The organism is Variovorax frigidus (genome assembly GCF_051216515.1).
GTDB lineage: Bacteria > Pseudomonadota > Gammaproteobacteria > Burkholderiales > Burkholderiaceae_C > Variovorax.
This window is the reverse complement of the sequence record NZ_JBPJZF010000010.1, coordinates 1-26,812: the sequence shown is the minus strand read 5'-3', so window position 1 is coordinate 26,812 and position 26,812 is coordinate 1. Positions and strand designations below refer to the sequence as shown.

Here is a 26,812-nt window from a genome sequence, read left to right as displayed (position 1 = left end):
AGCCGCGCCTCCCCCTCGGGGGGTGGCGAATGACACGCCGCGAAGCGGTGTGCAAAGCCGGGGGGCTCAATATTCCCAGAAGATCCGCTGCAGTTCCTTGGTGTCGCTGGTCCTGGTGAGCGCCACCATCGCCAGGATGCGGGCCTTCTGCGGGCGCAGGTCGTGCGCCACCACCCAGTCGTACTTGTCGTCGGGCTGCTCGGCATTGCGCAGCACGAAGCCGTCGGGCACGCGCGAGCTGCGGATCACGATCACGCCGTCGGCGCGCACCTTCTGCAGGTTGGGCACGATGCGGTTGGCCACCGAGCCGTTGCCGGTGCCACCGTGGATCAGCGCCTTGATGCCGCTCTTGCCCAGCGCGTCGATGGCCGTCGAGGACACGCCTTCGTAGCCCATGGCGATCTCGACCGGCGGCAGCGCGGTGATGCTGTCGATGTCGAATTCCGACTGCATCGTGTGGCGCTTGACCGGCGCGCGGAACCAGTAGTTCTTGCCCTCGACCACCATGCCCAGCGGGCCCCACTGGCTCTTGAAGGCCTCGGTCTTGATGTTGATGGACTTGCTCACGTCGCGGCCGCTCTGGATCTCGTCGTTCATGGTCACGAGCACGCCCTTGCCGGCCGCGTCCTTGCTGCCCGCGACGCTGACCGCGTTGTAGAGGTTGAGCGCGCCGTCGGCCGACAGCGCGGTGCCCGGGCGCATCGAGCCGACCACGATGATCGGCTTGGGGGTGTGCACGGTCAGCGTCAGGAAGTAGGCGGTTTCTTCCAGCGTGTCGGTGCCGTGGGTGATGACGATGCCGTCGACATCGCTCTGCTTGGACAGCGCCGAGACGCGCTTGGCCAGCGTCAGCAGGTTGTCGTCGGTCAGGCTTTCGGACGCCACCTGGAACACCTGCTCGCCCTTGACGTTGGCGATCTTCGTCAGTTCGGGCAGGCCGGCGATGAGCTTCTCGACCCCCACCTTGGCGGCCGCATAGGTCGCGCTGTTGACGGCCGAGGCGCCGGCCCCGGCGATGGTGCCGCCGGTGGCCAGGATCACCACGTTGGGCAGGGCCTGCTGCGCCTGCGCAAGTGCGCTGGCGGCCAGCAGGGCGGCGCCGGTCGCGAGGGCACGAAAACGGGGAGAAAGGTACATGGAAACTCCTTGGGTTGTGATGAATCTTGGCGAAGCGGCGAGGAAGATACAGGAACCGTGCCCGCTTGCTTCGCCGGTCCATGCCGCCATCGCATGCCGTCATGCGCCAAGGATTACCATCGGCCGGGCGCACGCCGCCCACCCTTTGCCATGACCGCCGAATCCGCCGACCTCCCGCTCCCGTCCGCCCGGGAAATGCCCGCCCCCGAGGGCCCGCTGTCGCGCGCGCGGCCCGGGCGCGAACGCATCATGGCGGCGATCCGCACGGCGGCGGTCGCCGAATTCAGCCTGCACGGGCTCAAGGGCACCTCGACCCAGGCCATCGCGGCGCGCGCGGGCCTGACCAAGCCCCAGCTGCACTATTACATCGTCGGCAAGGAAGAGCTCTACGAGGAGCTGCTGATGCAGGTGCTGCATTCGTGGAAGGTGGTGTTCTCCTTCGGCGACGCGAGCGACCCGGCCACGGTGCTGGGCGACTACATCCGAAAGAAGCTCGACCACGCCATCGACAGCCCCGAGATGTCGCGCATCTTTACGCGCGAGATCCTCGACGGCGGACGCAACCTCGACCGCTACTGGCCCAACGCGCGGGCCTGGACGCAGAAGAAGGTCGACGTGATCAACGGCTGGATCGCGCGCGGCCAGATGCGTCCACTCGATGCGCGCATCCTGCTGATGCACATCTGGGCCATGACCCAGAGCTATGCCGACTACGCGATCCAGACCCGCGTGATGCTCGGCCTGCCGCCCGACGCGCCGATCGACCGCGAGCCGATCGCGCGCGAGCTGGTGGCCTTCGTGCTCAACGGCTGCGGTATCAAGGCCTAGTTTTTTTCTCGCTCAATCCGCGCACCGAAACGAGGCGGCGACATTGACGTCGCCCGAGCCCTTGTACGCCGGCCACTTCGGGTAGTCGCACAGCGGGCGGGTGCGTCCAGGCACACCGGCCGTGTCGGTGGTGACCTGCCCCACGGGCGCGGCGCCTGCCTCGGCCCACTGCTCCAGCGCCGTGAGTGAATCCCAGGTCGCGTTGAAGACGCTGCTCACCGCATGGCCCAGGCCCGCGACCTCGTAGTAGCGGACGAAGCCGTCGACTTCCGCCAAGCCCATCCGCGCCTGCAGGCGCTGGTAGTACTGCTCCGTGGCGCGCGTGCTCACCAGCACGTCGGCCTGGCCGTGGGCGAGCAGCAGCTTGCCACCGCGCGCCTTGAACGCGGAGATGTCGGTGCTGACATCCAGCTGGGTGCTCAGCGCGCTGATGCGGTTGGCCCAGGGCCCGGCGTTCTCCGGATCGAGCGAGAGCGAGTCGTAGAGCGGATCGCGCGTGACCGAATACTTGATCCACTGGTCGGTGAGGACGCTCACATAAGGCGCGGTCGCGGGCATCGGCCGTGCCGGCTGCGAGGTGCCGAACGCCAGGAAGGTCACGACCGGTTCCAGCGGCGAGGTCCAGGTGGTGATGCCAAGGTCGGCGCCCCACACGTTGTAGCCCGGGTACTGCGTCTCTCCGCTCGCGAGCAGGTAGTTGAAGTTCGTCGGCGTGTCGATGGTCTTCAATGCGGTGATCTGCGCATCCGACAGGCAGGTATTACCGGTATCGGCGCCGCCCGGGCAGCGGACCGCGACACCGGCCAGCGTGGCGGTCGACGGATCGAAGCGCGCGTTGCAGAGGTTCTGGTTGCTGATCAGCCCGTCGCTGACGCCATCGAGTGCATCGCAGGTCTCCATCGCGGCCTTGAACAGGACCTCGCGCTTGGCGACGTTCGGGTAGGCGCCGGGTTGTGCGAGGGCACGGCTCATGCGGTGCCCGGCCAGGAGCGCGGCCGCATCGTTCCATGCGGGATACCACGCGATCGCACCGTCCCAGTCCGCCGGCCAGCGCTGGATCGCCGTCAGCGCTTCGCGTCCACCGGTCGAGCCCCCCGCGAAATACGCCTTGGTCGGGCTGGCCGCATAGCGCGCCTTGACCAGCGAGAGCGCGACGTCGTGCACTTTTTTCAGCACGTCGCCGCCGAAGTTGCGCACGGCCTCGTCGTTGAGGCCGAACGAGCCGTCCTGCGAGCCCAGTGCGTTGGCCTGGTGGCCGGAATCGCTCGCGAAGGTGGCGTAGCCGCGACCCAGCGGCGTGGGCCGGTCGACCGGCCCGTTGGGCACATTGCCCTTGACGCTGGGGATGGTGCCGTTGAATCCGCCACCGCCGAACATGACCACCTTCTGGTTCCAACGGGTCGGCAGCGCCAGCTGGAACAGGATGTTCGGTGCAGAGGGGTCGACCGGCGCGATCTTGCCCGCGACCTCGCAGTACTCGGGCACGGCCGTCGCGCCGGCGCCGCTGGCGGCGACCGTCTTGACGGCGGTCACCGTGGCGCCCGAGGTCGGCAACCCGATCGCCGATGCGGGCACGGTCATCCCCTGCAACTGGTCGCAGCGGAGGGCGACGGGTCCGGATGGCGGCGGCGGGGCGGCCGGCGGTGGCGCGGCAGGCGGCAGGATCGCGCCGCCACTGCCGCCTCCACCGCAGCCCGCCAGCATGGCACTCGCCGCGAGGCACGCCGCGGCGACGATGAACAGGTCTCGATTGCTGGATGTCATGGAGTCTCCGATGTCGTTGTATGTTGAGTACGCAGCCTTCTTTCGAGGCCCGACAGAGTCTCTCGCGCGCACCTCGCAAATCCAATGTGCGAGCCCGACACCTGAGGGGCGGATCCAGTGTGGTGCCCCCATGCCGTGAAAACCCTTGCCGCGCGGCGCCGGCCTTTCCTTCTAGGCGCCGGGCAGCGCCATCTCGATGCCGGCCTTGGAAAGCTCCAGCTGGTATTGCTCGAAGCCCGTGCCGGGCACGCGCTCGTCCTGGCGGTCCAGGATCTCGTGCATGCGCGCACGGACCTGCACCACCGGATCGTCCGAATCGCCGATGAAGATGCCCTGGGTCATCGTGACGTGCGCGCTTTCGAAGCTGCCGGCGCCCGCGAGCAGGATGGTGCGCGTCGGCGCATCCTCGCCCACCAGGGCGATCAGCCCCGGGCTCACGTTGGCCGGCGCGAGCCGCGCCAGCGCCTCGGGCGGCAGCACGCCTTCGGTCATGGCCGTCGCGGCCGTGGGAGCCAGGCAGTTCACCCGGATGTTCTGTTTGGCACCCTCGAGCGCCAGCGTCTGCATCAGGCCGACCAGTGCCATCTTCGCGGCGCCGTAGTTGGACTGGCCGAAATTGCCGTACAGACCCGAGGACGACGTCGTCATCACGATGCGGCCGTACTTGCGCTCGCGCATGTGCTCCCACACGGCCTTCACGCAATGGACCGCACCCATCAGGTGCACGTCCATCACCAGCCGGAAATCGTCGAGCGACATCTTGGAGAAGGTCTTGTCGCGCAGCACGCCGGCGTTGTTGACAAGGATGTCGACGCGGCCCCACTCGCCGATGGCACGCGCGACCATCCCCTCCATCTGCCCGAAATCGGTGACGTCGCCACCGTCGGCGATGGCGGCGCCCCCGGCGCGCACGATCTCGTCGGCCACGGCACGGCCCGGCGAACCGAGGTGGCGCCCCGCCACGTCGTTGACCACGACGCGTGCGCCGTGGCGCGCGAGCGCCATTGCATGGGCTTGTCCCAGGCCGCTGCCGGCCCCCGTGACGATGGCCACGCGGCCTTCCAAGAACTTGTTCATTGCTACTCCTGATGGGTGAATCGATGCGCGCCCGTCGGGCGGCGTCAGAACGCGACCGCGTGCCGGCCCTTCAGGCCCAGCATCGCGCGCGCCTCGTCGGGCGTGGCGATCTCGAGCGAGAGCTCTTCGAGGATCCGGCGGATCTTTCGCACCTGCTCGGCGCAGGCCTTCGCGAGCTGCCCCTTGGCGAGGTAGAGGCTGTCTTCGAGGCCGACGCGCACATTGCCCCCCATCACCGCGCCCATGGTGAGCAGCGGCATCTGGTGCCGGCCCGCACCGAGGATCGAAAAGCGGTAACCATCGCGGCCGAAGAGGCGGTCGGCGGTGGTGCGCATCACCACGAGGTTCTCAGGGTCCGGCCCGAGCCCGCCCAGAATGCCGTAGATGCTCTGGATGAAGAGCGGTCCCTCGATGAGCCCTTCATCCACGAAGTGCGCGAGGTTGTAGAGGTGGCCCACGTCGTAGCACTCGAACTCGAATCGCGTGCCGCAGTCCTCGCCCAGCACTTTCAGGATGTGCTTGATGTCGCGGAAGGTGTTGCGAAAGATCAGGTCTTCCATGCCTTCGACGTAGGGCTTCTCCCAGTCGTGCTTCCACTCGGCGATGCGCCGGGCCGCCGGATGGATCGAGAAGTTCATCGAGCCCATGTTCAACGAACACATCTCGGGCTTGGCCTGCAGCGGGTAGGCCAGGCGCTCCTCGAGCGTCATGCGCGTGCTGCCGCCAGTGGTGATGTTGATGACCGCATCGGTCGCGTCGCGGATGCGTGGGACGAACTGGTCGAAGATCTTCGGATCCGCCGAGGGCCGGCCGTCCCTCGGATCGCGCGCATGCAGGTGGAGGATGGCAGCGCCGGCTTCGGCGGCCTCGATGGACTGTTCGGTGATCTGCTCGGGCGTGAGCGCCAGATGCTCGGACATCGTGGGCGTGTGCACCGAGCCCGTGACCGCGCACGAGATGATGACCTTGTCTTGGGGATGGGTTGGCATGTCGGGACGTGTCCGCTGTGGATTGAAGAGAAGGCGAAAGAAGGGTCAGACGGCAAGCCACTCGGCCACGAGCTTTTCGTCCGACGCCAATTGCTGCGGCGTGCCCTCGAAGACGATGCGTCCATGGCCCATCACGCACACGCGCGTCGACACCTTGAGCGCGATCGCGAGCTTCTGTTCGACCAGCACCACACTGACGCCCTTGCGGTGCATGTCGCGGATGCATTCGGCGACCTGCGCCACGATCTTCGGCGCGAGACCCTCGGTCGGCTCGTCGATCAGCAGCACCAGCGGGTTGCCCAGCAGCGATCGGCACATCGTCAGCATCTGCTGCTCGCCGCCGGACATGCTGCCGGCCTTGGTGTTGCGCCGCTCCTTGAGCCGCGGGAAGTAGTCGAACATCTGCTCGACGCTCCACCGGTGCGCGCCGGGCACGGGCGCCTGTTCGCCCATGCGCAGGTTCTCGTCGACCGTGAGGTTCGCGAACACCTCGCGCTCCTCGGGCACGTAGCCGATGCCGGCGCGGCAGATGGCGTAGGGCCTGGCCCCCGCGAGTTCGCGGCCTTGCAGCCGGATGTGGCCGGCGGTCGGCACGACCAGTCCCATGATGGCCTTCAGGGTGGTCGAGCGCCCCGAGCCGTTGCGACCGAGCAGGCTGATCACCTCGTTGCGCGCCACCCGCAGGTTCACGCCGTGCAGGATGTGGCTCTTGCCGTAGTGGGCCTGCAGGTCGTCGACCGCGAGCAGGGTGTCGGCAGCAGCGCTCATTCGGCCACCTCCTCGCCCAGATAGGCTTCCTTCACGCTGGCATTGGCGCGGATCTCGTCCGGCGTGCCGGTCGCGATCACCTGGCCATAGACCAGCACGCTGATGCGGTCGCTGATGGCGAACACCACGTCCATGTCGTGCTCCACGAGCATCAGCGCGCGGCCCTTCGTGACTTCCAGGATCAGCTCGGACGTGTAGTGCGTTTCCTCGTTGGACATGCCCGCCATGGGTTCGTCGAGCAGGATCACCTTCGGGTCGGAGGCCAGCGTCATCGCGATCTCAAGCGAGCGCTGCTCGGAGTACGCCATCTCCCCGGCGACGGTGGCCGCCCTGGCTGACAGCCGCACCAGTTCCAGCAGCCGATGGGTCTCGTCGCGGATGCGCCGGTCGCGGTCGATGAGTTGCCAGAAGGTGTACGCCAGCCCGTGGGGCCGCATGACGGCCAGGCGGACGTTCTCGAACACGGTGAGCTTCGGGAAGATGTTGGTGATCTGGAACGAGCGCGCGAGGCCCAGCCGGTTGATCGCCTGCGGCGTGCGCCCGCCGATCGAGTGGCCGTCGAAGCGGATCGTGCCGGCGGTCGGCGCGAGATGCCCCGAGATCAGGTGAAACAGCGTGGACTTGCCGGCACCGTTGGGGCCGATCAGCGCATGCCGTTCGGCGCCGCGCAGGTCGAGGTCGACGCCGCGCATGATTTCCGTCGGACCGAAGGCCTTTCGCAGGCCCCGGATGCTGAGGATCGGATCGTTCATGCGGCACCTCCTGTGCGTTCGATCGCCTGTTTCAGGCTGCGCCGGCCGATCCCTGCGAGCAGGGCGCCAACGCCGATGAGCACGACCGGAACAGCCCAGGTGGCGATCGAGGCCGGCGACCAGGCGCGCGACAGCAGCGTGACCGGCGGCCACGGGCTGCCGGGGTCGAGCCGGGCCAGCGCGCGGTAGTCCTGCGAGAAGATGCGCTGCAGCAGCTCGATCGCGAACGTGGCGCCCATGCTCAGCAGCAGCGCGGCGGCGATCGAGAGCAGCGCGAGCGGCACCAGCGTCGACACGCCGATGCGCTGGCGCAGGCGGCCGGCCGTGCCGATCAGGCCGGTGAGCCCCGACGGCATGAACATCATCACCCCCACGAACAGGATGCCCTGGTAGAGCAGCCACGACTGCGTGAGGTCCGACACGGCGTAGCCGAAGAAGGTCATCAGCGCCGCGCCGAAGGCCGGACCCAGGAACACCGCGACACCGCCGATGTAGGTGTTGAGCACGACGGCGGCCGACAGCGCGGGATCGAACACCACGTAGTTCGCCGATTCGTTGGACACCACCTGCAGCCCGCCCGCGATGCCCGAGAACATCGCCGAGATCGCGAACACCGCCATGCCCAGCCGGTGCACGTCGTAGCCGAGGAAACGCAGGCGGTGGCCGTTCTCGCGCAGCCCGTAGCTCAGCCGCCCCATGGGCGTGCGCGTGAACAGGTACAACAGCCCGACCGAGAACAGCACCCAGGCCAGCGTCAGGTAGTACACCTGCGTGGTCGATCCGAAATCGAAGCCCCATGCCGGCATGCGCATGGTGGACATGCCGGCCTCGCCGCCGAACAGGCCCTTGAGGTGCGGCGCGAGCGAATGCACCAGCTCGGCGATCGCGAGCGTGATCATCGCGAAATAGGTGCCGGTGCGCTTCGTGGCGAACCAGCCGGCGATGGCGCCGAAGACGAGTCCGCAGGCAGCGCCCGCAAGGGGCATCAAGGGCGTGGGCAGCAGTCCCGCGCCGCCGATGGCGTTCATCGCATGCACGGTGCCGAAGGCGCCGACACCGAAGTAGGCCGCGTGCCCGAAGGACAGCATGCCTGCCTGGCCGCACAGCAGGTTGTAGGCGCTCGCGAACAACGCGGCGATGAGCATCTGGATGGCCGCGTTCAGCAGCCCCTGCGAGAGCAGGAGCGGCAGCGCGGCCAGCGCCGCGACGCCCGCGAGGATCAGCAGAAGACCGGTCTTCATCGCGTCAGCCCTTCTCGCCCATGAGCCCGCTCGGTCGCACGAGCAGGATCAGCAGCATCAGGGCGAACGGAATCGTCGCGGACAGGCTGGAGACCTTCAGCGTCATCAAGCCGCCGACGCCGGCGGCCCAGTCACCCGCGCCGAAGAGCGCGAACAGGTCGGCGAGGCTGCGATCCACGGCGACGGCCAGCGAAGTGACCACGCCGATCAGGAGCGATGCCACCATCGCGCCGCCCAGCGAGCCGAGTCCACCGACCACCACCACCACGAACACCATCACGCCCAGTTCGAGCGCCATGTTCGGGTTGGTGGTGTAGAACGCGCCGGCGACCGCGCCCGCCAGGCCCGCCAGTGCGGCACCCACGCCGAACACGCCCATGAACACCAGGGGCACGTTGTGGCCCAGCGCCTCGGCCATGCGCGGCTTGTAGATGGCCGAGCGCACCACGATGCCGACGCGCGTGTGCGTCAGCAGCAGGTAGATGACCCCGAACATCAGGATCGCGACGCCGCCCATCAACAGGCGGTACAGCGGGTACTGCGCGCCGCCGACGGTAAAGGCCGACACGTCGAGCGCTGCGGGAATCCGGTAGTCGACCGGGAAGTTGCCGAAGAAGAGCTTGATGGTTTCGGCCACGATGAACGAGAGGCCGAAGGTCAGCAGCAGTTCGTGCGCGTGGCCGTGGTGGTGCACACGCCGCAGGAAGAAGCGCTCGACGATCACCCCCACCAGTCCCACGAGCACCGGCGAGACGACGAGTGCGAGCCAGAAGCCGATCACGCCCTGCAGCGTGTACGCAAAGTAGGCGCCCAGCATGTAGAACGAGGCGTGCGCGAAATTGAGCACACCCATCATCCCGAAAATGAGCGTCAGCCCGGCGGACACCATGAACAGCAGCAGGCCGTAGATGACGCCGTTCATGAGAGAAACGATGATCTGGTCCATAAGTTTTCCTGGGCAGCCGAAGCCGCGCCGCGCGGGACGCTCGCGTCCCGCGCGGCTTTGTGAAAGTTCAGTGCGTGCTTGCGCCGGCTCAGGCGGGCCGCTTCATCGCGCAGCTGGCCTGCGCGGGCGTCGACGCTTCCTGTGCGGAGAAGCGCTTGACTGGCTTGAAGCCCATGTCGGTGTCGTCGACCTTGAAGCGCGCATCCTTGGTGACGGTGGACACCACCATCGGCAGCTGCGCCTGGTGGTCCGCCGCGCGCATGCTCATGTCGCCCATCGGCGTCTTGATGGTGGTGGTCTCCAGCGCCTTTGCGAAGGCATTCACGTTCAGCGCGCCGTTCTCGGGCCTGGTGCGCTTCAGTGCATCGGCGACCATGGCCATGCCGAAGACGGTCTGGGGTTCGATGAAGACCGGCACATGCCCGGTCTTGGCCTTGTAGTCGTTGACGAAGCGCTCGCCCTCGGCCCCGCCCGCCTCGGGGTTGAAGGTCTGCACCACGAAGTGGCCGATGGCGAGGTCGCCGGCATTTGCGAGGTTGCCGGGCTGGTCCAGATAGACCGTGCCGAAGCGCGCCTTCAGGCCCGCCGACTTCGACGCCTTCATCAACAGCAACAGGTCGTTGGACCAATTGCCGGTGAGCACCGAGTCGGCCTTGGACCCGCCGATCTTCGCCACGTAGGGCGCGAAGTCTTGCACCTTGTTGACGTCGTGCAGCGTCTTCTCGACCACCTGGTAGCCGCCCGCCGCGGCGTTGTCCACGATGGCCTTCTCCATGTCCTGGCCCCACGAGTAGTTCTGATTGATCGCATAGACCTTGGTGCCCAGCGCGTTGGCCTGCCTCATCGCGCTGACCAGCGCCTTGGTGCGCACCTGGGGATCGCCCCCGAAGCGGAAATGGTGGAAGTTGCACTTCTCGCCGGTGAGTTCCAGCGCTTCGGCGCCGACGTTGAGGTAGACCATTTCCTTGCCGGGGTTACGCAGGTTGTACTTGCGCACGTCCTCGGTGATCTGCCCACCGATGGCCGACGAGGCGCCCTGCACGATCAGCTGCACGCCGTCGGCGGCAGCGGCCTTGAGCTTGTCGGCCGCGCCCGCCGGGCCGCCCTGGTTGTCGTACTCCAGAAGCTGCACGGGCTCGCCGTTCCAGCCGCCCGCAGCATTGATCTGGTCGATGGCATAGCGCACGGCGGCGCGGTAGGCCTGGCCCGACGAAGCCTGCGGACCCGAGAGCGTTTCGAGCACGCCGATCTTGACCGGCGCGGCCAGCGCGGCACCGCAAAGAAGGCCCACTGCGGGAACGAAGGCGAAAGCGAGTGCGTTGAGTTTGGGCATTGATGTCTCCATGCTTTTATTGAAAGAAATCGAATAGATGCTGCGGCTGGCGCAGCGATGGCGGCTGCGCTAGAGGTATTCCATGTTCCCGTCGACGCTGATCGCCTGGCCGGTCACGTTGCGCGCCGCGGGCGAGCACAGGAAGAGCGCCATCGCCGCCACGTCGTCGAGCGTGACCATGCGGCGCAGCGAGATCTTCTGCAGGTACTCCGCGCGCATGGCCTCCACCGACACGCCCGCGGTCGCGGCACGCGCGCCGATCACGCTGTTCATGCGCTCGCCCTCGACCGTGCCCGGCAGGATCGCGTTGACCCGCACGCCGTGCGGGCCGAGTTCGATCGCCAGCGACTTCATCAGGCCCACGATGGCCCACTTGGTGGCGGCGTACGGCGTGCGGAAGGCATAGCCCAGCCGGCCCGCCACCGAACTCATGGCGATGAGACCGGGGTTCTGCGTGGAGGCCTTCAGCAGCGGCACGGCCCGCTGGGCGAAATAGAACTGGCTGTGGAGGTTCACCGACACCGTGCGCTCCCAGTCGGCGCGGTTCAGGTCCTGGATCGCACCGGTCGGCCCTGCGATGCCGACGTTGCTGATCAGCACGTCGAGCCCGCCGAGTGCGCCCTGCACGTCGTCGAAGACGAGGTCCACGTCCTCCGGCACCGAAGCGTCGGCCATGCTCGACGTGATCTCGGGTGCTTCTTCGGCCAGGCGATCGAGCGCGCCGCGGTCGATGTCGCACACGTGCACGCGTGCGCCCGTCTCGCGAAAGGCACGGGCCACGGCCGCGCCGATGCCGGAACCGCCCGCGGTGACCAGCACGCGCAGGCCGGGCGCGGGCCGGAGTGAATCGATGATGCTCATGGGAATGTGTCGTGATGTCTCGTGTGAACGGTTAGGCAAGGCAAGTGTCCGGAGGACGGATGCCAAAACCTATGTGCGGCAAACACACATTCGGACCCGGTGCGATGTGATTCCTGGTGCGCGCCTGCACACACGCACGGGAAGCAGGGCTTGGGCCGATGCCCATGCAGGCATCGTTCTGCTAGCCTTCGCGCCCTATGCCGGTACAGCCTCCAGAACGAAATCGAAGCATCGGTCCGTCGCGGGGCCAGACGCCTGAACAGATCGCACCCGAGCTCATCGGCCTGCTGCACCGAAACGCATCTGCCGAGGAATTCGCCGCCTGCCTTGCGCACGTCGAGGCCCTGCCCGATGCGCTGCAGCGCAAGTCCGGCATGGTGGAGCTGGTGCGCATGGCCATGGCGCTGCGCAACCGGCTCGAGCTTCACGAGCAGCGTGAACGCGGCATGCTCGCGGTCATCGAATCCGCGCAGGACTTGTCGAGCCGCCTCGACCTCACCGGGCTGCTGAGGGCCATCGTGAGCCGCGCACGCAAGCTCATGGGCGCACACCTGTGCTGGCTGACGATCTACGACACCGCCAGTGGCGAGTTCCAGGTCGTGGTCGCCGACGGCGCGATCTCCGAGCGCACGGGCAAGATGACTGCCGGCAGAAACCTGGGCGTCGCGGGCATCGTGATGTCGACGCGCCTGCCGTTCTTCACGCCCGACTACCTGCACGACAACCGCTTCGCGCACGACGCCGCGCTGGACGACACCTTCAGGGACGAAGGCGTGGCCGCGCTGGTCGGCGCGCCGCTGATGTGCGACGACAACGTGATCGGCCTGCTCTTCGTGGCCGACCGCTATCACCGTACGCACACGGCGCTCAACGTGTCGATTCTCTGCACGCTCGCCACGCACGCGGCCGTGGCCATCAACAATGCAAAGGCCTTCGCGGAAGCGAAGACCGCGCTGGAGAAGGCGGACCTGGCCCGCTCCGAACTGGAGCGGCATGCGCGCGACGTGCAGGAGGCAGCGGAAGCGCATGAGCGGTTGACGTCGTTGCTCGCGAAGGGCGCATCGCTCGGCGCGCTGTGCGAATCGGTCGCGCAACTGCTCAACGGCAGCGTGCTGGTGCTCGACGAAGCCCATCAGGTGATCGGCCGGGCCACCGCGCCGGGCTATGCCGGCACGGCGGCGGAGGCCTATGCGCCGCATGACGAACACAGCGCCGCGCTGGCGCAGGCGCTGCGGGAGAGCCGGCAGGCAGGGCGGTCGGCCATCGCCTATGCCCACGGCGGCGAGCTGTGCCGTGCGATCGCGGTGATCGGCGGCAACGACGTGCTCGGCGCCGTGCTCGTGTTCAGGCACGACGATCTGCGCGACATCTCGGTGCGGACCTTCGAGAGAAGCTCGAGTGTCATCGGCATCGTGCTGCTGTCGCAGGAGCGCGTCGAAGCCAGCAAGAGCCGGGACGTGTCGACGCTGCTGCACACGCTCATTTCTCCGCGGCAGGACGAGCCCGCCTTGACGCGCGACCGTGCCGAGCGCTTCGGCCTCGATCTGTCGCAACCGATGTCGCTGATGGTGGTCGAGATGGAACAGCCCCGGCCCGGCTTCTGGGCGCGGCGCCTGCGCGCCGGTGCGCCCTTGTCGGACCTGGTGATGGACGAGGTCGACGGCGTGCTCGTCATCGTGTGCGGCGCGACCAAGGCGCAGGACGTGCTGGAGAAGTTCATCGCATTCGCGCGCAGCGAGTTGGGCGATGCCTACCGGGGCGTGCTCTCGAGGCCGGTCCGCGAACCGGCGGAAATGCCGGCGCTGTACGCGACGCTGCGGCGTGCGCTCTCGGTGCTGGGGCGGCTGGGCATGCGCGGCAACATCGTCGGACAGAACGAAATGGCGCTCTATTCCGTGCTGTTCGAGACACACGATCAAGCGAGCCTGAACACTTTCCTGAACGCCGCCATTGGCGCCGTCGTGGGCCATGACAAGAAGCGCGGCTCGGACCTGACCTCCACGCTGCTGGCCTATTTCGACAACAACCAGAACGCCAAGACCACCGCCGCGCGCATGGGCATCCATGTGAATACCGTGCGGCAGCGGCTGGCGAGCGTGGAGGAGTTGCTGGGCCACTGGGGCAGTGCGAGCCGCGCGCTGGAGATCCACGTGGCGCTGCGGCTCTGGAGCCTGGGCATGTCGGGCGAACGGCCGCCAGCGCTCGAAGGCTGACCCCCCGCCGGCGCTGCGGGGCCGCCTGACGGCGCAGGGCCGCCGGGCGAAATCACCAGTCCGGTGCATCCGCGCTGGCACGTCGCTTGCGTAACCTGACCACTTACTCTGATTAAGCGGTCAAACTTCATGCGCGAGCCGGTCCTTCTGAACAACCTGCGTCTGCCCCGTTGGCTGCTGACCAGCGACTGGCCGCAGCGCGACGGCGTGCCGGTGCTGGCCGGCGTGGCGATCGAGGGCGGCCGCGTGCGGTCGGTGCGGCCTGCAACGCCGTCGCCGTCGGCCTGGGACCTCGGCGGCAGGCTCGCGCTGCCCGGCTTCGTCGACGCCCACACGCACCTCGACAAGGCCTTCACGCTGCCGCGCATGAAAGCGGTGCAGCCTGGCCTGCTGGGCGCCATCGACGCGATGCTGGCCGACCGGGCGCACTGGACGCCCGACGACGTGCGCGAGCGCGCCGCGCGTGGCCTGCAGTGGGCCTGGGAATGCGGCACCACCCATGTGCGCACGCACGTCGACTGGTGGGAGCCCGAAGCGGTGCCCATGGCCTGGCCGGTGATGGCCGAACTGGCGCAACAATGGGCCGGCAGGGTGCGGCTCGAGCAGGTGGCCCTGATCAAGCTGCCGCTGTTCGAGGACGCGACCCAGGCCTTGCGGCTCGCCAGGCAGGTGAAGGCGACGGGCCCGCACGCGCTGCTCGGCGGCTTCGTGCATTCGACCAACTGGAGCGAGAACGCGCTGCGCAACCTGCTGGTGGCCGCGCAGGCCTGCGAGCTCGACGTCGACCTCCATGTCGACGAGGAGCTCAATGCCGCGGCCGTCGGCCTGCAGACCACCGCGCGCCTCCTGCGCGAGATCGGCTACGAGGGCCGCGTGGTCTGCGGCCACATCTGCGCGTTGGCGGTCCAGCCCGAGGCGCAGGCCCTCGCCACGCTCGATGCGGTGGCGCGCGCACCGATCACGGTGGTCTCGCTGCCCGCCACCAACCTGCTGCTGCAGGACGCGGTCACCGGCCGCACGCCCCGGCTGCGCGGCATCACGCTGGTGAAGGAAGCGCAGGCACGCGGCATTCCGCTGCTGTTCGCGAGCGACAACGTGCAGGACCCGTTCTGCCGGCTCGGCAGCTTCGACCCGGTCGAGGCGCTGGGTACGGCCGCGCTGGTGGCGCAGCTCGACGAGCCCTTCGACGCCTGGTCGCAGGCGCTGTGCCGCAGCGACTGGCTGCGGCGCGACGCAGCGCCCGCGCGCCCCACGCTGGTCGGCGAGCGCGCCGACCTGGTGCTTTTCACCGATGCCGACCGCCACGGCTGGCCCTCGCGCAGCGCGCAACGTGTGGTGCTGCGCGACGGCCACGTGACGCACGGCGACGCGACGCCTTTCCTCCCGACCTAAAGAACAGGACACCCATGCTCCACGGCTACATCCCGCCCCACCGTTTCCTGCCCTACCTGAGCTGGACCGAAATCGCCGCGCTGCCCGACCGCGAGAACACCGTCATCGTGCTGCCCTGCGGCGCGATCGAGCAGCACGGCCCGCACCTGCCGTGCTCGGTCGACAGCGTGATCAGCTCGGGCGTGATGGGCAAGGCGCTGGAGAAGCTGCCGGCCGAGGTGCGCGCCTTCGCGCTGCCCACCATCACCTACGGCAAGTCCGAAGAGCACCTGCACTTTCCCGGCACCATGACGCTGACCGGCACCACGCTGCTGTCGACGGTCATCGAGATCGGCGAGTCGGTCTACCGCTCGGGCTTTCGCAAGCTGCTGTTCGCCAACGGCCACGGTGGCCAGCCGCAGGTGCTGGAGATGGCGGCACGCGAACTGCGCCTGCGCCATGGCGACTTCGTGGTCGTGCCGCACGGCGTGTCGCGGCTGCCGAGCGCGGCCAGCCAGCAGGTCAGCGAACAGGAGAAGAAGCTCGCGATGCACGCCGGCCATTCCGAGACCGCGCTGATGCTCGCGCTCGCACCCGAAACCGTGCACATGGAGCGCGCGGTCGCCAACTTCCCGCCGCCCTTCCCCATCAAGCTGCTGTCGGCCGACGGCCGCCCGGCCTGCGCCTGGACCGCACGCGACTTCGGCCCGAGCGGCGTGATCGGCGACCCGACCACCGCCACGCGCGAACAAGGCCACGCCATCCTCGACACGCTCTCCGACAGCTGGGCCCAGGCGCTGACCGAGCTGCATGCGCTGCAGTGGATCGTGCGCGAGGAAGCGACCTGGGAGCGCGGCCACCAGCAGGGCTTCATCCAGCAGAGTTTCGCGCCGGCCTGAAGCCGCGCTCCCTTTTCTTTCCCTTCATCTTCAAAGAGGTCTACGCCATGCGCTTCTTCGCCCCTTCCCTGGCCGCCGCTGCCATCGCCCTTCTCACGGCCGCGTCCGCACAGGCCCAGGACAAGTTCACCTACATGACCAACTGGTACGCGCAGGCCGAGCATGGCGGCTTCTACCAGGCGGTGGCCCAAGGCCTCTACAAGAAGCACGGCCTGGACGTGACCATCCGGATGGGCGGCCCGCAGGTCAACATCACGCAGATGATGGCGGCAGGCCAGGCCGACTGCATCATGGGTTCGAGCGACATCCAGATGATGCAGGTGCGCGACGGCGGTGTGCCGGTGGTCAACGTGGCGGCCTTCATGCAAAAAGACCCGCAGGTGCTGATCGCGCACGACGACGTCAAGAAGTTCGAGGACCTCAAGGGCAAGACGCTGCTGATCGGCGCGCAGGCCAACCGCGGCTACTGGCCCTGGCTCAAGGCCAAGTTCGGTTTCACCGACGAGCAGGCGCGGCCCTACACCTTCAACATCCAGCCCTTCGTGGCCGACAAGAACGCCGCGCAGCAGGGCTACCTGACCTCGGAGCCCTACGCGATCCAGAAGGCCGGCGTGAAGAGCACGGTGCTGATGTTCAGCGACCACGGCTATCCCTCCTATGCGGTCACGGTGTCGTGCATGGACAAGACCGTGAAGGAGCGCAGCAAGCAGGTCGCCGCCTTCGTCAAGGCATCGGCCGAAGGCTGGAAGAGCTACCTGGCCGACCCCGCGCCCGCCAACGCGCTCATCAAGAAGGACAACCCGAACATGACCGACGAACAGCTGGCCTACAGCGTGGCCAAGTTGAAGGAGATGGGAATGATCACCGGCGGCGACGCGGCCAAGCAGGGCATCGGCGTGATCACCGATGCGCGTGCCAAGGCGAGCTACGACTTCCTGGTGAGCGCCAAGCTGCTCGATCCGAGCAAGGTGGATTTGGCCAAGACCTACACGACCGATTTCGTGAAGGACCTCAAGGTTCTGCCCTGATCGCCTGAACCTCGTTCAGCCCTGACACCAGGCGGCCGCGCGTTGCGGCCGTTCTCGAAAGGCCTTTCGCATGAATCGCATCGAACCCCAGGCACTCGCGCCTGCCGTGCCCGCCGTCGAGATCCTCTCGGCCGACAAGACCTACCCCAACGGCACGCAGGCACTGCTGCCGGTGGACCTGTCGATCGCCGAGGGCGAGTTCGTCACGCTGCTCGGTCCCTCGGGCTGCGGCAAGAGCACGCTGCTCAAGATGGTGGCGGGCATGCTCGAACCCAGCGACGGCCGGCTGCTGGTGTGGCGCAAGCCGGTGAGCCAGCTGCACGACAGCACGCGCCGGATGTCCTTCGTGTTCCAGTCGGCCACGCTGATGCCGTGGGCCAGCGTGCGCACCAACGTGCGCCTGCCGCTCGACCTGGCCGGCGTGCCGCGCGCCGAGGCCGAGGCCCGCGTGACCGAATCGCTCGCGCTGGTGGGCCTGGAGAAGTTCGCCGATGCGCTGCCACGCGCGCTCTCGGGCGGCATGCAGATGCGCGTGTCGATCGCGCGTGGGCTGGTCACGCAGCCCGACCTGCTGCTGATGGACGAGCCCTTCGGCGCGCTCGACGAGATCACGCGCCACAAGCTCGATGCCGACCTGCTCGAGCTCTGGCGCAAGAAGAAGCTCACGGTGATCTTCGTCACGCATTCCATTCACGAGGCGGTGTTCCTGTCGAGCCGCGTGGTGATGATGGCCGCGCGGCCGGGCCGCGTGGTGGAGCAGTTCCAGATCGATGAACCCTACCCGCGCAAGGCCGACTTCATGGTCACGCCCGAGTTCGCGCGCTACGCCAAGCAGCTGCAGGACAGCCTGCTTCGCGCGAGCACGCTGGAAGAAGAGGTCGTGCGATGAAGCCCGCCACGAAAGCCCGCGTGCCCTTGCTGAACCAGCCGCGCGTGCAGCGCGTGCTCTACCCGGTGCTGATCGGCGTGGTGCTGGTGGCGCTGTGGCAATGGATGGTGGTGGCGATGGAGCTGCCGCCGTACCTCGTGCCCTCGCCCTATCTCATGCTGCAGACATTGATCGCCGACTGGGTGCCGCTGGGCAATGCCCTGCTGGTCACGCTCAAGATCACGCTGCTGTCCTTCGGGCTGGCCACGGTGGCGGGCGTGCTGATCTCCTTCCTGTTCGTGCAGAGCAAGCGCATCGAGACCGCGCTCTTTCCCTATGCGGTGCTGCTGCAGGTGACACCCATCGTGGCGGTGGCGCCGCTGATCATCATCTGGGTCAAGAACCCGGTGGCGGCCATGACGGTGTGCGCGGCGCTGGTGGCGCTGTTCCCGATCATCGCCAACACCACGCTGGGGCTGCGCAGCATCGACCCCGACCTGCAGAGCTATTTCAAGCTCAACCGCGCCACGCGCTGGCAGCAGCTGGTGCGGCTGCGCATCCCGAGCGCGCTGCCCTACTTCTTCGGCGGCCTGCGCATCTCCAGCGGCCTCGCGCTGATCGGCGCGGTGGTGGCCGAGTTCGTCGCGGGCACGGGCGGCTCGGGTGCGGGGCTGGCCTACCAGATCCTGCAGGCCGGCTTCCAGCTCAACATCCCGCGCATGTTCGCGGCCCTGCTGCTGATTTCCCTCACCGGTGTCGCGCTCTTCGTGCTCATGGCCTGGCTCTCGAAGCTGGCGTTGGGCTCGTGGCACGCGAGCGAACTTTCCCAGGATTGAATTGACCATGAACGCTCCCGTTTCCGCCATCGAGCAACTGCTGCTCGAACTCCCCGACCTCGACTGGATCACCGACGAAGGCCGCGTCACGCGGCTGTCGCAGGACTTCTCCTGGTTCAGCCCGGTGCTCGTGCGCCAACTCGAGGGAAAGCGCGCCGACGTGGTGGTGCGCCCGCGCACCGAGGACGAGATCCGTTCGGTGGTCGGTGCCTGCGCGCGCCGCGGCGTGCCGATCACCATCCGCGGCAGCGGCACCGGCAACTACGGCCAGACCACGCCGCTCGCGGGCGGCGTGGTGCTCGACATGACGGGCTACAACGCCTGCCTTTGGGTGCAGCCCGGCGTGGTGCGCGCGCAGGCCGGCATCCGGCTGGGCGAGCTCGAGAAGCAGACCAAGGCCACGGGCCAGGAGCTGCGCTGCGTGCCTTCGACCTATCGCAGCGCCACGCTGGGCGGCCTGTTCGGCGGCGGCTTCGGCGGCGTGGGCTCGATCAATTTCGGCCCGCTGAGCGCACCGGGCAACGTGCTCGGCATCCGTGCCATGACCATCGAGGCCGAGCCAAAAATGATCGAGCTGCGCGGCGCCGACGCGATGCGCATGCACCACCTGTGGGGCACCAACGGCCTGGTGCTCGAACTGGAATTCGCGCTGGCGCCCGCGCACCCATGGCTCGAGACGCTCGTGACTTTCGACGACTTCGAACGCGCGCTGAACTTCGCCGACAAGCTCGCGAACGCGCCGGGCATCGTGAAGCGCGGCGTCTCCTTCTTTGCGGCACCGATCTCCGATCACCTGGCGCAGCTGGCCGCACACCTCCCCAAGGGCTGCCACACGGTGCTGTCGCTGGTGGCCGAATCGTCGGAGCCCGCGATGGGGCTGCTGGTGGCAGCGCACGGCGGCACCGTGAGCTACCGCAAGACGGCGGCCGAGGTGCAGAAGAGCAACCGCACGCTGATGGAATTCACCTGGAACCACACGACGCTGCACGCGCTCAAGATCGATCCGACGCTGACCTATCTGCAGAGCGGCTTCATCCCCGGCAAGCATGTGGAGCAGATCCTCGAGATGGAAAAGCTGCTGGGCGGCGAGGTGATGATGCACACCGAGTTCATCCGCAACGTGGCCGGGCTCATGACCTGCAGCGGGCTGCAGCTGGTGCGTTTCAGCACCGAAGAGCGCCTGAACGAGATCATCGACATCCACCGCGCGCATCACGTGCACATCAACAACCCGCATGTGAACATCGTGGAAGACGGCAAGGCCGGTGGCCCGCTGCCGCCCGAGGTCATCGCGGTCAAGCATCGCTTCGATCCGCTGGGCCTGCTCAACCCGGGCAAGCTGCGCGACTGGCCGGTGAAGACCGGCGCCTGAGGCTCAGCGCGGGCGGTGGCGGCCCAGCACGAAGGCCGCGGCCACGATGCCCAGCGCCAGGATCCACAGCGGCCACAGCCCGAAGGGCGCGACCCAGCGCGCATAGGGCGTGAGCCCGCGCCGGCCTTCGACGCTGGCCTCGAGCACACCGCGTGTGAGCCGCGGCAGTTCATGCGTCACGCGGCCCTGGGCATCGATCACCACCGTGGCGCCGGTGTTGGTGGCGCGCACCATCGGCCGCGCGAACTCGAGCGCGCGCATGCGCGAGATCGACAGGTGCTGGTCGATGGCCACCGAATCGCCGAACCACGCGATGTTGCTCACGTTGAGCAGGATGGTCGGGGCCGTGGCCTCGTCCTTGAAGTTGGCGCCGATCTCGTCGCCGAACAGGTCTTCGTAGCAGATGTTCGGCGCGATGCGCTGGCCCTGCCAGAGGAAGGGCGCCTGCGCGAGCCCGCCGCGCGCGAAGTCGCCCAGCGGGATGTTCATCATCTGGATGAACCAGCGGAAGCCCGTGGGGATGAACTCGCCGAAAGGCACCAGGTGGTGCTTGCTGTAGGTGTAGGGCTGCGCGGCCTGGGGCTGGAAGCCGAGCACCGCGTTGCTGTAGGTGCCCGGGCCGGCCGTGTCGTTCATGGGCAGGCCGACGATGGCCGCCTGATTGCCCTGGCTGTAGCGGGCCTGGATCGCGTCGAGGTACCCGGGCGGAAGCTGGCGCGGCAGCAGCGGCAGGGCGGTTTCGGGCGTGACCACCAGCGAGGCCTTGGCATCGCGCAGTTGCTCGCCGTACCAGCGCAGGGCGGTCTCGATGCCGCCGCCGGGGATGAATTTCTCGTCCTGCGGGATGTTGCCCTGGAGCAGCGCGACCTCGAGCCTGCCGGTCGCGCCCTTGTCGCCCCGCACCTCGCTGCCCAGTGCGGGCACCAGCTGCGGCACCGCGAACACCAGCGCCATCAGCAGCAGGCCCGCGCCGAGCTCGACGCCACGCACCGCACGCCGCAGCGCCGCCAGCGCCACGACCAATGCCGCCGCGCCGCCGATGCCGTAGACGCCGATCCAGGGCGCGAGCGCGGCCAGCGGGCCCTCGACATGCGCATAACCGCCGGCGCCCCAGGGCAGGCCGGTGAACCAGCTGCCGCGCACGAGTTCGGCCAGCGTCCAGAGGGCGGCGAAGACCAGCGCGCCCGTCACCCGCCCCGTGGGACCGCGCACCACGAACCAGGCGGCCGCGACCGCGTAGTAGAGCCCGAGGCCCGCGGCCAGTGCGAGCACGGCGATCGCGGCCAGCGGCGCCGGCAGGCCGCCGTAGGTGTGCATCGAGATGTAGAGCCACCAGAAGCTGCCGGCGAGCCAGGCGGTGGAGAACAGCCAGCCGTGCAGGCCGGCACGGCGCCAGCCCGCGCCCTGTGCGCGCAGGCCGTCGAGCAGCCAGACCAGGGCCGCCAGCGACAGCAGCTGCAGCCACCACAGCGGCTTGCCGCCCACGGGCGACGCCATCGACAGGGCCTGCGCCAGCCCGGCGACGCCGAAGCCGAGCAGGCGGAACAGGGAGGCGGAAGTGGAAGCCGGCGCGCCGCGCATCAGTCGGCTGCGTCGCTGCCGCGGGCCGGGGACACCTTGAACCAGCGCACCGCGCCGCCCTTGGTGTGCAGCACGACGAAGTCGAAGCCGCCGAGGGCGTGGTGCTCGCCCTTCTTGGGCACGTGGCCCATCTCATGGGCGATCAGGCCGCCGATGGTGTCGAAGTCCTCGCTCAGCGCCTCGTCGTCGAAGGTGAGGCCGAAGGCCTCGGCCACGCGTTCGATCGGCGTGTCGCCCGACACGCGGTAGGTATGGTCGGCCAGGCCGAAGATGTCGCCCTCGTCCTCGGCGATGTCGAACTCGTCCTCGATCTCGCCCACGATCTGCTCGAGCACGTCCTCGATGGTGATGAGGCCGGCCACACGGCCGAACTCGTCGATCACGATCGCCAAGTGGTTGCGGTTGCCGCGGAACTCGCGCAGCAGGTCGTTCAGGCCCTTGCTCTCGGGCACGAAGGTCGCGGGCCGCAGCAGGGCCCGGATGTTGAGCCCGGGCGCGCGCTGCAGCTTGAGCAGGTCCTTCGCGAGTAGGATGCCGATGATGTTTTCCTTCTCGCCCTCGTACACCGGGAAGCGCGAGTGCGCGGTGTCGATCACGACGTGCAGCAGCGCGTCGTAGGGCGAGTCGATGTTCACCAGGTCCATGCGCGGCGCGGCGACCATCACGTCGCCGGCCGTCATGTCGGCCATGCGCAGCACCCCTTCGAGCATCACGCGCGATTCGGCACCGATCACGTCGTTGTCTTCGGCGTCTGCGAGGGTTTCGATCAGCTCGTCGCGCGAATCCGGTCCTGGATGGATGAACTCGGCGAGTTTTTGAAGAAAGCTGCGTTTGTCTTCCCGTTCAACGGGAGTGCGATCAGGGTGAGGGTCGGCCACTGCGGGAGGGCGGAGTTGGGGAAGCGCAAGGATAACGGAAAGGCAATGCCCCCCGCTGCGCTGGCCCTGGCATGCCGCTCAGGGCGCCGATTTCTCGCGCGCGGCACGCATGCCGCTGCGCACTTCCTGCACGGTGGCCAGGAAGGACCAGAACTGCTTGGCGCGGCTCTTGAGCTGGTAGTCGACTTCGGCGTAGTGCTCGAGCGCGATCGCGTTCAGGCGGCTGTCGAGCGTGGGCGACGGCAGTTGCAGGTGTGCCTCGGACTCGGAACCGCTGCGCACCACCGATGCACCGGCCTTGCGGGCGATCTTGAGCATGGCCGCGTTCTCGCTGAGCGCATGGATGAACAGCATGCCCACGCCTTCGTTGCGCGCGGTGACGACCGCGCGCTCGAACAGGCGGGCGCCGTAGCCGCGGCCGCGCGCATGCTCGGCCACCGACACGCCGAACTCGGCGCACTCGCGCGGCTGGCCGGCGGGGGCGAAGGCGACGTGCGCCATGGCGATCAGGTCGAGGCGGCGGTTGTAGATGCCGAACAGCTCGTCGCGCTCGAAGTCCAGGCCGTCGACATAGCGTTGCACCTGCTCGTCAGAGGCTGCATAGCCGAAACGCAGGTAGCGGTCGTGCGGGGTCAGCGCCAGCAGATGGCGGCCGATGCGCCCGCGCTCGCGCGGGCCGATGGTGCGGATCGGGACCATCACCGGGGCCGGCGCGGCGGACCGGCCGCGCGCTTGTGCCTCGACCATGGGCGGCCGCAGCAGCGAACCGAGCCCTAAGGAGGCTTGGAGGAAGGCCTTGACGGGGTGCATGTGTCGAATATAAGGGTTAATCCCTATTACTCAAGAAACCGTTTTCACGACATGGGAAGAACCGCACGGATTGGGCAGTTCCCTCCAGAAAGCGTTGCGCCGACACCGCGGATGCGAATGCTTTGTCATATCACCTGCGCTGTCACGCCAAAGGGCGACAGCCCCTTCAGCTCGCAAAAGCCCGATGCCGGCCTCGAGGGCATCGATGTCGACTCCGGCCGCGCCGCTGAGGCCCTGACGGCGGAGAGGGCCTGGATGCTGCCACGCGGCGACGTGACCTTCAAGGCCTCTGTCGACCCATGGCTGCACCTCGCGCAGGCCGAGGGCGAACTGCCGCGCGCGACGGACCGCTGGCTCAAGTCGCGCGCACTGGGGCAAGCCCCCGGACCGGAATGCCATGCGGCCTCGCACAATGTGTTGCAAAGGAGCGCGCATGCAGTCATCCGTCTTGAATAGCTATCCGCCCGGAGTGCCTCACGAAGTGCACACGGAGCAGTACCGGTCGCTGGGCCATATGTTCGACGAGGCCTTCGAGCGCTACGCCGAGCGCCCGTTCTCTGTGTGCATGGAGCGATGGATGTCCTACGCGCAGCTCGACCGGCAGTCGAAGGCCATGGGCGCCTGGCTGCAGTCGCTCGGGCTCGAGCCCGGCGCGAAGGTCGCGATCATGCTGCCCAACGTGCCGCAGTTCGCCGTCACGATGTGCGGGGTGCTGCGCGCCGGCTTCACCTGCGTGAACGTCAATCCGCTGTACACCGCGCGGGAGCTCGAGCACCAGCTGACGGACTCGGGCGCCACCACCATCGTGATCCTCGAGAACTTCGCGACCACGCTGCAGCAGGTGATCGAGCGCACCCCGATCAAGCATGTGGTGATCACCTCGATGGGCGATCTGCTGGGCGGGCTGTACGGCACCTGGATCACGCTGGCCGTGCGCCATCTCGCGCGCATGGTGCCGCCCTACAAGCTGCCGCTGAACGACGACCGCACGGTCACGCCTTTCTCGCAGGTCATGAGCCAGGGTGCGCAGCGCACGTTGAGCAAGGATCCCAGCACGCTCGACTCGGTGGCCTTCCTGCAGTACACGGGCGGCACGACCGGGCTGTCGAAGGGGGCGGTGCTCACGCACCGCAACATCGTCGCCGCCACGCTGCAGGCCGAGGCCTGGTTCACGCCGGCGCTGGGGCGCGCGGGCGATCTGTCCAAGGTCAACAGCATCGCGGCCTTGCCGCTGTATCACATCTTCGCGCTCACGCTGTGCCTGCTGGCGATCCGCCAGGGCTCGCACCTGACGCTGATCCCCAATCCGCGCGACATCGGCAAGTTCATCGCCGTGCTGAAGAAGCGGCCCTTCCACATGCTGCCCGCGGTCAACACGCTCTTCAACGCGCTGCTGATGCACCCCGAATTCAAGAAGCTGGACTTCTCGACGCTGTTCGTCTCCCAAGCGGGGGGCATGGCCGCCTCCGAAGGCACGGCCAAGCGCTGGTTCGAGACCACGGGCTGTCCCATGATCGAAGGCTGGGGCATGAGCGAGACCTGCGCCATCGGCACCAACAACCCCGTGAGCAACACCGCGTTCACCGGGACCATCGGCCTCCCCCTGCCGGGCATCGAGATCGCCATCAAGGATGACGAAGGAAACTCCTTGCCGAATGGACAGGCCGGGGAACTCTGCATCAAGGGGCCCAACGTGATGACGGGCTATCACAACCAACCCGCCGAGACGGCCGCGGCCTTCACCGCCGACGGCTTCATGCGCACCGGCGACATCGCCGTGATGCAGGACGACGGCTACAGCCGCATCGTGGACCGCAAGAAGGACATGATCCTGGTCAGCGGCTTCAACGTCTTTCCGAACGAGCTCGAGAACGTCATCTCGCTGTGCCCCGGTGTCGTCGAATGCGCGGCCATCGGTGTGCCCGACGAGAAGCAGGGCGAAGCGATCAAGGTCTTCGTGGTGCGCAAGGACGCCACGGTGACGGAAGAAGCGGTGCTGCGCTACTGCAACGAGAACCTCACCGGCTACAAGCGCCCCCGGCACATCGAGTTCAAGGACGCCCTGCCCAAGACCAACGTCGGGAAGATCCTTCGGCGCGAACTGCGCACCAGCGCGACGACGCCGGCGTGACGCGTCCTTTTCCGGCGGACATCACGGTCTTCGAGCGCGGCTGGCTGTCGTCGAACAACATCCTGCTGCACGGCGAGCAGCCGGTGCTGGTCGACAGCGGCTACGTCACCCATGCGGCGCAGACCGTGGCGCTGGTTGAGGACGCATTGAAGGAACAGCCGCTGGCGCTGCTGCTCAACACCCACCTGCACAGCGACCACTGCGGCGGCAACGCTGCCATGCAGCAACGCTATCCGGCGCTTCGCACCGAGGTTCCGGCGGGCGAGGCCAGCGCGGTGGCGATGTGGGATCAGGGTGCGCTGAGCTATCACGCGACGGGTCAGCAGTGTCCTCGATTCACGGCACAGGGCACGTTGACCGGCGAGACCGAACGGCACCTGGGCGATCGATGCTGGCAAGTGCATGCAGCACCGGGGCACGACCCCCACTCGGTCATGCTGTTCGACGCTGAATCGCGCACCTTGATCTCTGCCGACGCCCTGTGGGAACACGGTTTCGGCGTGGTGTTTCCCGAACTGATCGGCGAACCCTCTTTCGCGGAAGTGGCAGCGACGCTGGACCATATCGAGCGGCTGGAACCCCAATGGGTTGTGCCTGGCCACGGTCGGGTTTTCTCGGACGTGGGCACTGCCTTGCACACGGCCCGTCGACGACTGGACGGCATGGTCCGCGACCCGGTCAAGCATGCGCGGCATGCCTTCAAGGTGCTGATCAAATTCAAGTTGCTCGAGCAGCAACGCATGTCCACCGCGCAATGGACGGATTGGCGCGACGCAACGCCCTACTTCAAGGCCATCCACACGCGCTTCTTCAACGGCCATGGCCTGGAATCGCTGAGCGAAGACTTGGTGGAAGAGCTCATCGGCTCGGGCGCGGCACGCCGGGAGGGCGACAGCCTAGTGGACGTCTGATTGCCGCGCAAATCTCAGCGGCCGTGTCACGAGATAGCTGGATGGATGGTCATGAAGATGCCGCAGGTGCATTTCATTCCAATCGCAATTCCATTTCCCCAAAAAAGAAAAGCCCCAACCGTTAGGTTGGGGCTTGTCTAGGGCTGTAAGAGCCTGACGATGACCTACTTTCACACGGGAACCCGCACTATCATCGGCGCTGACGCGTTTCACTGTCC

General features: G+C 67.7%; 24 protein-coding genes and 1 pseudogene. 11 read left to right on the top strand and 14 right to left on the bottom strand.

The window, feature by feature from the left end; all coding sequences use genetic code 11:
• Positions 1–66: 66 nt before the first annotated feature.
• Positions 67–1,137 (bottom strand): asparaginase, encoded by a 1,071-nt coding sequence (locus ACSFBC_RS26090; RefSeq protein ID WP_435513237.1) that lies wholly within the window; start codon positions 1,135–1,137, stop codon positions 67–69.
• 150 nt (positions 1,138–1,287) lie between these two features.
• On the opposite strand from ACSFBC_RS26090, the gene ACSFBC_RS26085 reads away from it, so the two are divergent.
• Positions 1,288–1,965: a TetR/AcrR family transcriptional regulator gene (locus ACSFBC_RS26085; protein WP_435513236.1), complete on the top strand. Its 678-nt coding sequence runs from the start codon at positions 1,288–1,290 to the stop codon at positions 1,963–1,965.
• Positions 1,966–1,977: 12 nt separating this feature from the next.
• Here the strand turns inward: ACSFBC_RS26085 and ACSFBC_RS26080 are convergent, their stop codons facing one another.
• The 10 genes and pseudogenes from ACSFBC_RS26080 to ACSFBC_RS26035 form a co-directional block, all read right to left on the bottom strand.
• Positions 1,978–3,729, bottom strand: coding sequence for a tannase/feruloyl esterase family alpha/beta hydrolase (locus ACSFBC_RS26080; protein WP_435513235.1), 1,752 nt, complete (start codon positions 3,727–3,729; stop codon positions 1,978–1,980).
• Positions 3,730–3,900: 171 nt separating this feature from the next.
• On the bottom strand, positions 3,901–4,806 hold the full coding sequence (locus tag ACSFBC_RS26075; RefSeq protein ID WP_435513234.1) for an SDR family NAD(P)-dependent oxidoreductase: 906 nt from the start codon (positions 4,804–4,806) through the stop codon (positions 3,901–3,903).
• A gap of 44 nt (positions 4,807–4,850) precedes the next feature.
• The gene (gene kce / locus ACSFBC_RS26070) at positions 4,851–5,795 is read right to left on the bottom strand and encodes a 3,5-dioxohexanoate:acetyl-CoA acetone transferase (RefSeq protein ID WP_435513233.1); all 945 of its coding nucleotides are present in this window, start codon (positions 5,793–5,795) and stop codon (positions 4,851–4,853) included.
• A 45-nt stretch (positions 5,796–5,840) separates the two neighbouring features.
• Entirely contained in the window at positions 5,841–6,563 is a 723-nt protein-coding gene (locus ACSFBC_RS26065) for an ABC transporter ATP-binding protein (protein ID WP_435513232.1), read from the bottom strand.
• Positions 6,560–6,697 carry an ABC transporter ATP-binding protein C-terminal domain-containing protein gene (locus ACSFBC_RS26060; protein WP_435513362.1) on the bottom strand — a complete coding sequence of 46 codons (138 nt, stop codon included), beginning with the start codon at positions 6,695–6,697 and terminating at the stop codon, positions 6,560–6,562. The genes ACSFBC_RS26065 and ACSFBC_RS26060 overlap by 4 nt, the downstream gene beginning before the upstream one ends.
• A gap of 99 nt (positions 6,698–6,796) precedes the next feature.
• Positions 6,797–7,315, bottom strand: a pseudogene (locus tag ACSFBC_RS26055) (ABC transporter ATP-binding protein); the annotation flags it as partial.
• On the bottom strand, positions 7,312–8,556 hold the full coding sequence (locus ACSFBC_RS26050) for a branched-chain amino acid ABC transporter permease (protein WP_435513231.1): 1,245 nt from the start codon (positions 8,554–8,556) through the stop codon (positions 7,312–7,314). The pseudogene ACSFBC_RS26055 and the gene ACSFBC_RS26050, both read right to left, overlap by 4 nt.
• A 4-nt stretch (positions 8,557–8,560) precedes the next feature.
• Entirely contained in the window at positions 8,561–9,502 is a 942-nt protein-coding gene (locus tag ACSFBC_RS26045) for a branched-chain amino acid ABC transporter permease (protein ID WP_435513230.1), read from the bottom strand.
• An 88-nt stretch (positions 9,503–9,590) separates the two neighbouring features.
• On the bottom strand, positions 9,591–10,835 hold the full coding sequence (locus ACSFBC_RS26040) for a branched-chain amino acid ABC transporter substrate-binding protein (RefSeq protein WP_435513229.1): 1,245 nt from the start codon (positions 10,833–10,835) through the stop codon (positions 9,591–9,593).
• A 69-nt stretch (positions 10,836–10,904) separates the two neighbouring features.
• The gene (locus tag ACSFBC_RS26035) at positions 10,905–11,696 is read right to left on the bottom strand and encodes an SDR family oxidoreductase (RefSeq protein ID WP_435513228.1); all 792 of its coding nucleotides are present in this window, start codon (positions 11,694–11,696) and stop codon (positions 10,905–10,907) included.
• A 197-nt stretch (positions 11,697–11,893) separates the two neighbouring features.
• Here ACSFBC_RS26035 and ACSFBC_RS26030 point away from each other — a divergent pair, with 197 nt between their 5' ends.
• The 7 genes from ACSFBC_RS26030 (at position 11,894) to ACSFBC_RS26000 (ending at position 20,283) form a co-directional block, all read left to right on the top strand.
• Positions 11,894–13,909, top strand: a complete 2,016-nt coding sequence (locus ACSFBC_RS26030) for a helix-turn-helix domain-containing protein (RefSeq protein WP_435513227.1) — start codon at positions 11,894–11,896, stop codon at positions 13,907–13,909.
• A gap of 129 nt (positions 13,910–14,038) precedes the next feature.
• Entirely contained in the window at positions 14,039–15,301 is a 1,263-nt protein-coding gene (locus tag ACSFBC_RS26025; protein ID WP_435513226.1) for an amidohydrolase family protein, read from the top strand.
• A 14-nt stretch (positions 15,302–15,315) separates the two neighbouring features.
• Positions 15,316–16,179: a creatininase family protein gene (locus ACSFBC_RS26020; RefSeq protein ID WP_435513225.1), complete on the top strand. Its 864-nt coding sequence runs from the start codon at positions 15,316–15,318 to the stop codon at positions 16,177–16,179.
• Between the two features lie 47 nt (positions 16,180–16,226).
• Entirely contained in the window at positions 16,227–17,207 is a 981-nt protein-coding gene (locus ACSFBC_RS26015; protein ID WP_435513224.1) for an ABC transporter substrate-binding protein, read from the top strand.
• A gap of 70 nt (positions 17,208–17,277) precedes the next feature.
• Positions 17,278–18,096: an ABC transporter ATP-binding protein gene (locus tag ACSFBC_RS26010; RefSeq protein WP_435513223.1), complete on the top strand. Its 819-nt coding sequence runs from the start codon at positions 17,278–17,280 to the stop codon at positions 18,094–18,096.
• Entirely contained in the window at positions 18,093–18,911 is an 819-nt protein-coding gene (locus ACSFBC_RS26005; protein ID WP_435513222.1) for an ABC transporter permease, read from the top strand. Before ACSFBC_RS26010 ends, ACSFBC_RS26005 begins: the two co-directional genes overlap by 4 nt.
• 7 nt (positions 18,912–18,918) lie before the next feature.
• On the top strand, positions 18,919–20,283 hold the full coding sequence (locus tag ACSFBC_RS26000) for an FAD-binding oxidoreductase (RefSeq protein WP_435513221.1): 1,365 nt from the start codon (positions 18,919–18,921) through the stop codon (positions 20,281–20,283).
• A gap of 3 nt (positions 20,284–20,286) precedes the next feature.
• Here ACSFBC_RS26000 and lnt read toward each other — a convergent pair whose 3' ends face one another.
• The 3 genes from lnt to ACSFBC_RS25985 form a co-directional block, all read right to left on the bottom strand.
• Positions 20,287–21,864: an apolipoprotein N-acyltransferase gene (gene lnt / locus ACSFBC_RS25995; RefSeq protein WP_435513220.1), complete on the bottom strand. Its 1,578-nt coding sequence runs from the start codon at positions 21,862–21,864 to the stop codon at positions 20,287–20,289.
• Positions 21,864–22,742 (bottom strand): HlyC/CorC family transporter, encoded by an 879-nt coding sequence (locus ACSFBC_RS25990; RefSeq protein WP_435513219.1) that lies wholly within the window; start codon positions 22,740–22,742, stop codon positions 21,864–21,866. The genes lnt and ACSFBC_RS25990 overlap by 1 nt, the downstream gene beginning before the upstream one ends.
• 78 nt (positions 22,743–22,820) lie before the next feature.
• The gene (locus ACSFBC_RS25985; protein ID WP_435513218.1) at positions 22,821–23,552 is read right to left on the bottom strand and encodes a GNAT family N-acetyltransferase; all 732 of its coding nucleotides are present in this window, start codon (positions 23,550–23,552) and stop codon (positions 22,821–22,823) included.
• A 51-nt stretch (positions 23,553–23,603) separates the two neighbouring features.
• Between ACSFBC_RS25985 and ACSFBC_RS25980 the strand changes: the two genes are divergently transcribed.
• From ACSFBC_RS25980 to ACSFBC_RS25970, 3 genes are read left to right on the top strand one after another with little or no spacing between them, the layout of a single operon-like run.
• Positions 23,604–24,008: a type 2 periplasmic-binding domain-containing protein gene (locus ACSFBC_RS25980; RefSeq protein ID WP_435513217.1), complete on the top strand. Its 405-nt coding sequence runs from the start codon at positions 23,604–23,606 to the stop codon at positions 24,006–24,008.
• Complete coding sequence (locus tag ACSFBC_RS25975) at positions 23,986–25,683, top strand: AMP-binding protein (protein WP_435513216.1); 1,698 nt, start codon at positions 23,986–23,988, stop codon at positions 25,681–25,683. Before ACSFBC_RS25980 ends, ACSFBC_RS25975 begins: the two co-directional genes overlap by 23 nt.
• Positions 25,680–26,594: an MBL fold metallo-hydrolase gene (locus ACSFBC_RS25970; RefSeq protein WP_435513215.1), complete on the top strand. Its 915-nt coding sequence runs from the start codon at positions 25,680–25,682 to the stop codon at positions 26,592–26,594. Before ACSFBC_RS25975 ends, ACSFBC_RS25970 begins: the two co-directional genes overlap by 4 nt.
• The last annotated feature ends 218 nt before the right edge of the window (positions 26,595–26,812 follow it).

Excerpts from the sequence above, each read along its gene's own strand:
- ACSFBC_RS26060 (WP_435513362.1), bottom strand. The coding sequence starts at position 6,697 with ATGGACGTGGTGTTCGCCATCAGCGACCGCATCAGCGTGCTGGTCTAT.
- ACSFBC_RS25975 (WP_435513216.1), top strand. The coding sequence starts at position 23,986 with ATGCAGTCATCCGTCTTGAATAGCTATCCGCCCGGAGTGCCTCACGAA.
- ACSFBC_RS26090 (WP_435513237.1), bottom strand. The coding sequence starts at position 1,137 with ATGTACCTTTCTCCCCGTTTTCGTGCCCTCGCGACCGGCGCCGCCCTG.
- ACSFBC_RS25985 (WP_435513218.1), bottom strand. The coding sequence starts at position 23,552 with ATGCACCCCGTCAAGGCCTTCCTCCAAGCCTCCTTAGGGCTCGGTTCG.
- ACSFBC_RS26030 (WP_435513227.1), top strand. The coding sequence starts at position 11,894 with ATGCCGGTACAGCCTCCAGAACGAAATCGAAGCATCGGTCCGTCGCGG.
- ACSFBC_RS26075 (WP_435513234.1), bottom strand. The coding sequence starts at position 4,806 with ATGAACAAGTTCTTGGAAGGCCGCGTGGCCATCGTCACGGGGGCCGGC.
- ACSFBC_RS26045 (WP_435513230.1), bottom strand. The coding sequence starts at position 9,502 with ATGGACCAGATCATCGTTTCTCTCATGAACGGCGTCATCTACGGCCTG.
- ACSFBC_RS26085 (WP_435513236.1), top strand. The coding sequence starts at position 1,288 with ATGACCGCCGAATCCGCCGACCTCCCGCTCCCGTCCGCCCGGGAAATG.
- ACSFBC_RS26080 (WP_435513235.1), bottom strand. The coding sequence starts at position 3,729 with ATGACATCCAGCAATCGAGACCTGTTCATCGTCGCCGCGGCGTGCCTC.
- ACSFBC_RS26010 (WP_435513223.1), top strand. The coding sequence starts at position 17,278 with ATGAATCGCATCGAACCCCAGGCACTCGCGCCTGCCGTGCCCGCCGTC.
- ACSFBC_RS26000 (WP_435513221.1), top strand. The coding sequence starts at position 18,919 with ATGAACGCTCCCGTTTCCGCCATCGAGCAACTGCTGCTCGAACTCCCC.
- ACSFBC_RS26020 (WP_435513225.1), top strand. The coding sequence starts at position 15,316 with ATGCTCCACGGCTACATCCCGCCCCACCGTTTCCTGCCCTACCTGAGC.
- ACSFBC_RS26040 (WP_435513229.1), bottom strand. The coding sequence starts at position 10,835 with ATGCCCAAACTCAACGCACTCGCTTTCGCCTTCGTTCCCGCAGTGGGC.
- lnt (WP_435513220.1), bottom strand. The coding sequence starts at position 21,864 with ATGCGCGGCGCGCCGGCTTCCACTTCCGCCTCCCTGTTCCGCCTGCTC.
- ACSFBC_RS26025 (WP_435513226.1), top strand. The coding sequence starts at position 14,039 with ATGCGCGAGCCGGTCCTTCTGAACAACCTGCGTCTGCCCCGTTGGCTG.
- kce (WP_435513233.1), bottom strand. The coding sequence starts at position 5,795 with ATGCCAACCCATCCCCAAGACAAGGTCATCATCTCGTGCGCGGTCACG.
- ACSFBC_RS26005 (WP_435513222.1), top strand. The coding sequence starts at position 18,093 with ATGAAGCCCGCCACGAAAGCCCGCGTGCCCTTGCTGAACCAGCCGCGC.
- ACSFBC_RS26050 (WP_435513231.1), bottom strand. The coding sequence starts at position 8,556 with ATGAAGACCGGTCTTCTGCTGATCCTCGCGGGCGTCGCGGCGCTGGCC.
- ACSFBC_RS26065 (WP_435513232.1), bottom strand. The coding sequence starts at position 6,563 with ATGAGCGCTGCTGCCGACACCCTGCTCGCGGTCGACGACCTGCAGGCC.
- ACSFBC_RS26035 (WP_435513228.1), bottom strand. The coding sequence starts at position 11,696 with ATGAGCATCATCGATTCACTCCGGCCCGCGCCCGGCCTGCGCGTGCTG.
- ACSFBC_RS26015 (WP_435513224.1), top strand. The coding sequence starts at position 16,227 with ATGCGCTTCTTCGCCCCTTCCCTGGCCGCCGCTGCCATCGCCCTTCTC.
- ACSFBC_RS25980 (WP_435513217.1), top strand. The coding sequence starts at position 23,604 with ATGGGAAGAACCGCACGGATTGGGCAGTTCCCTCCAGAAAGCGTTGCG.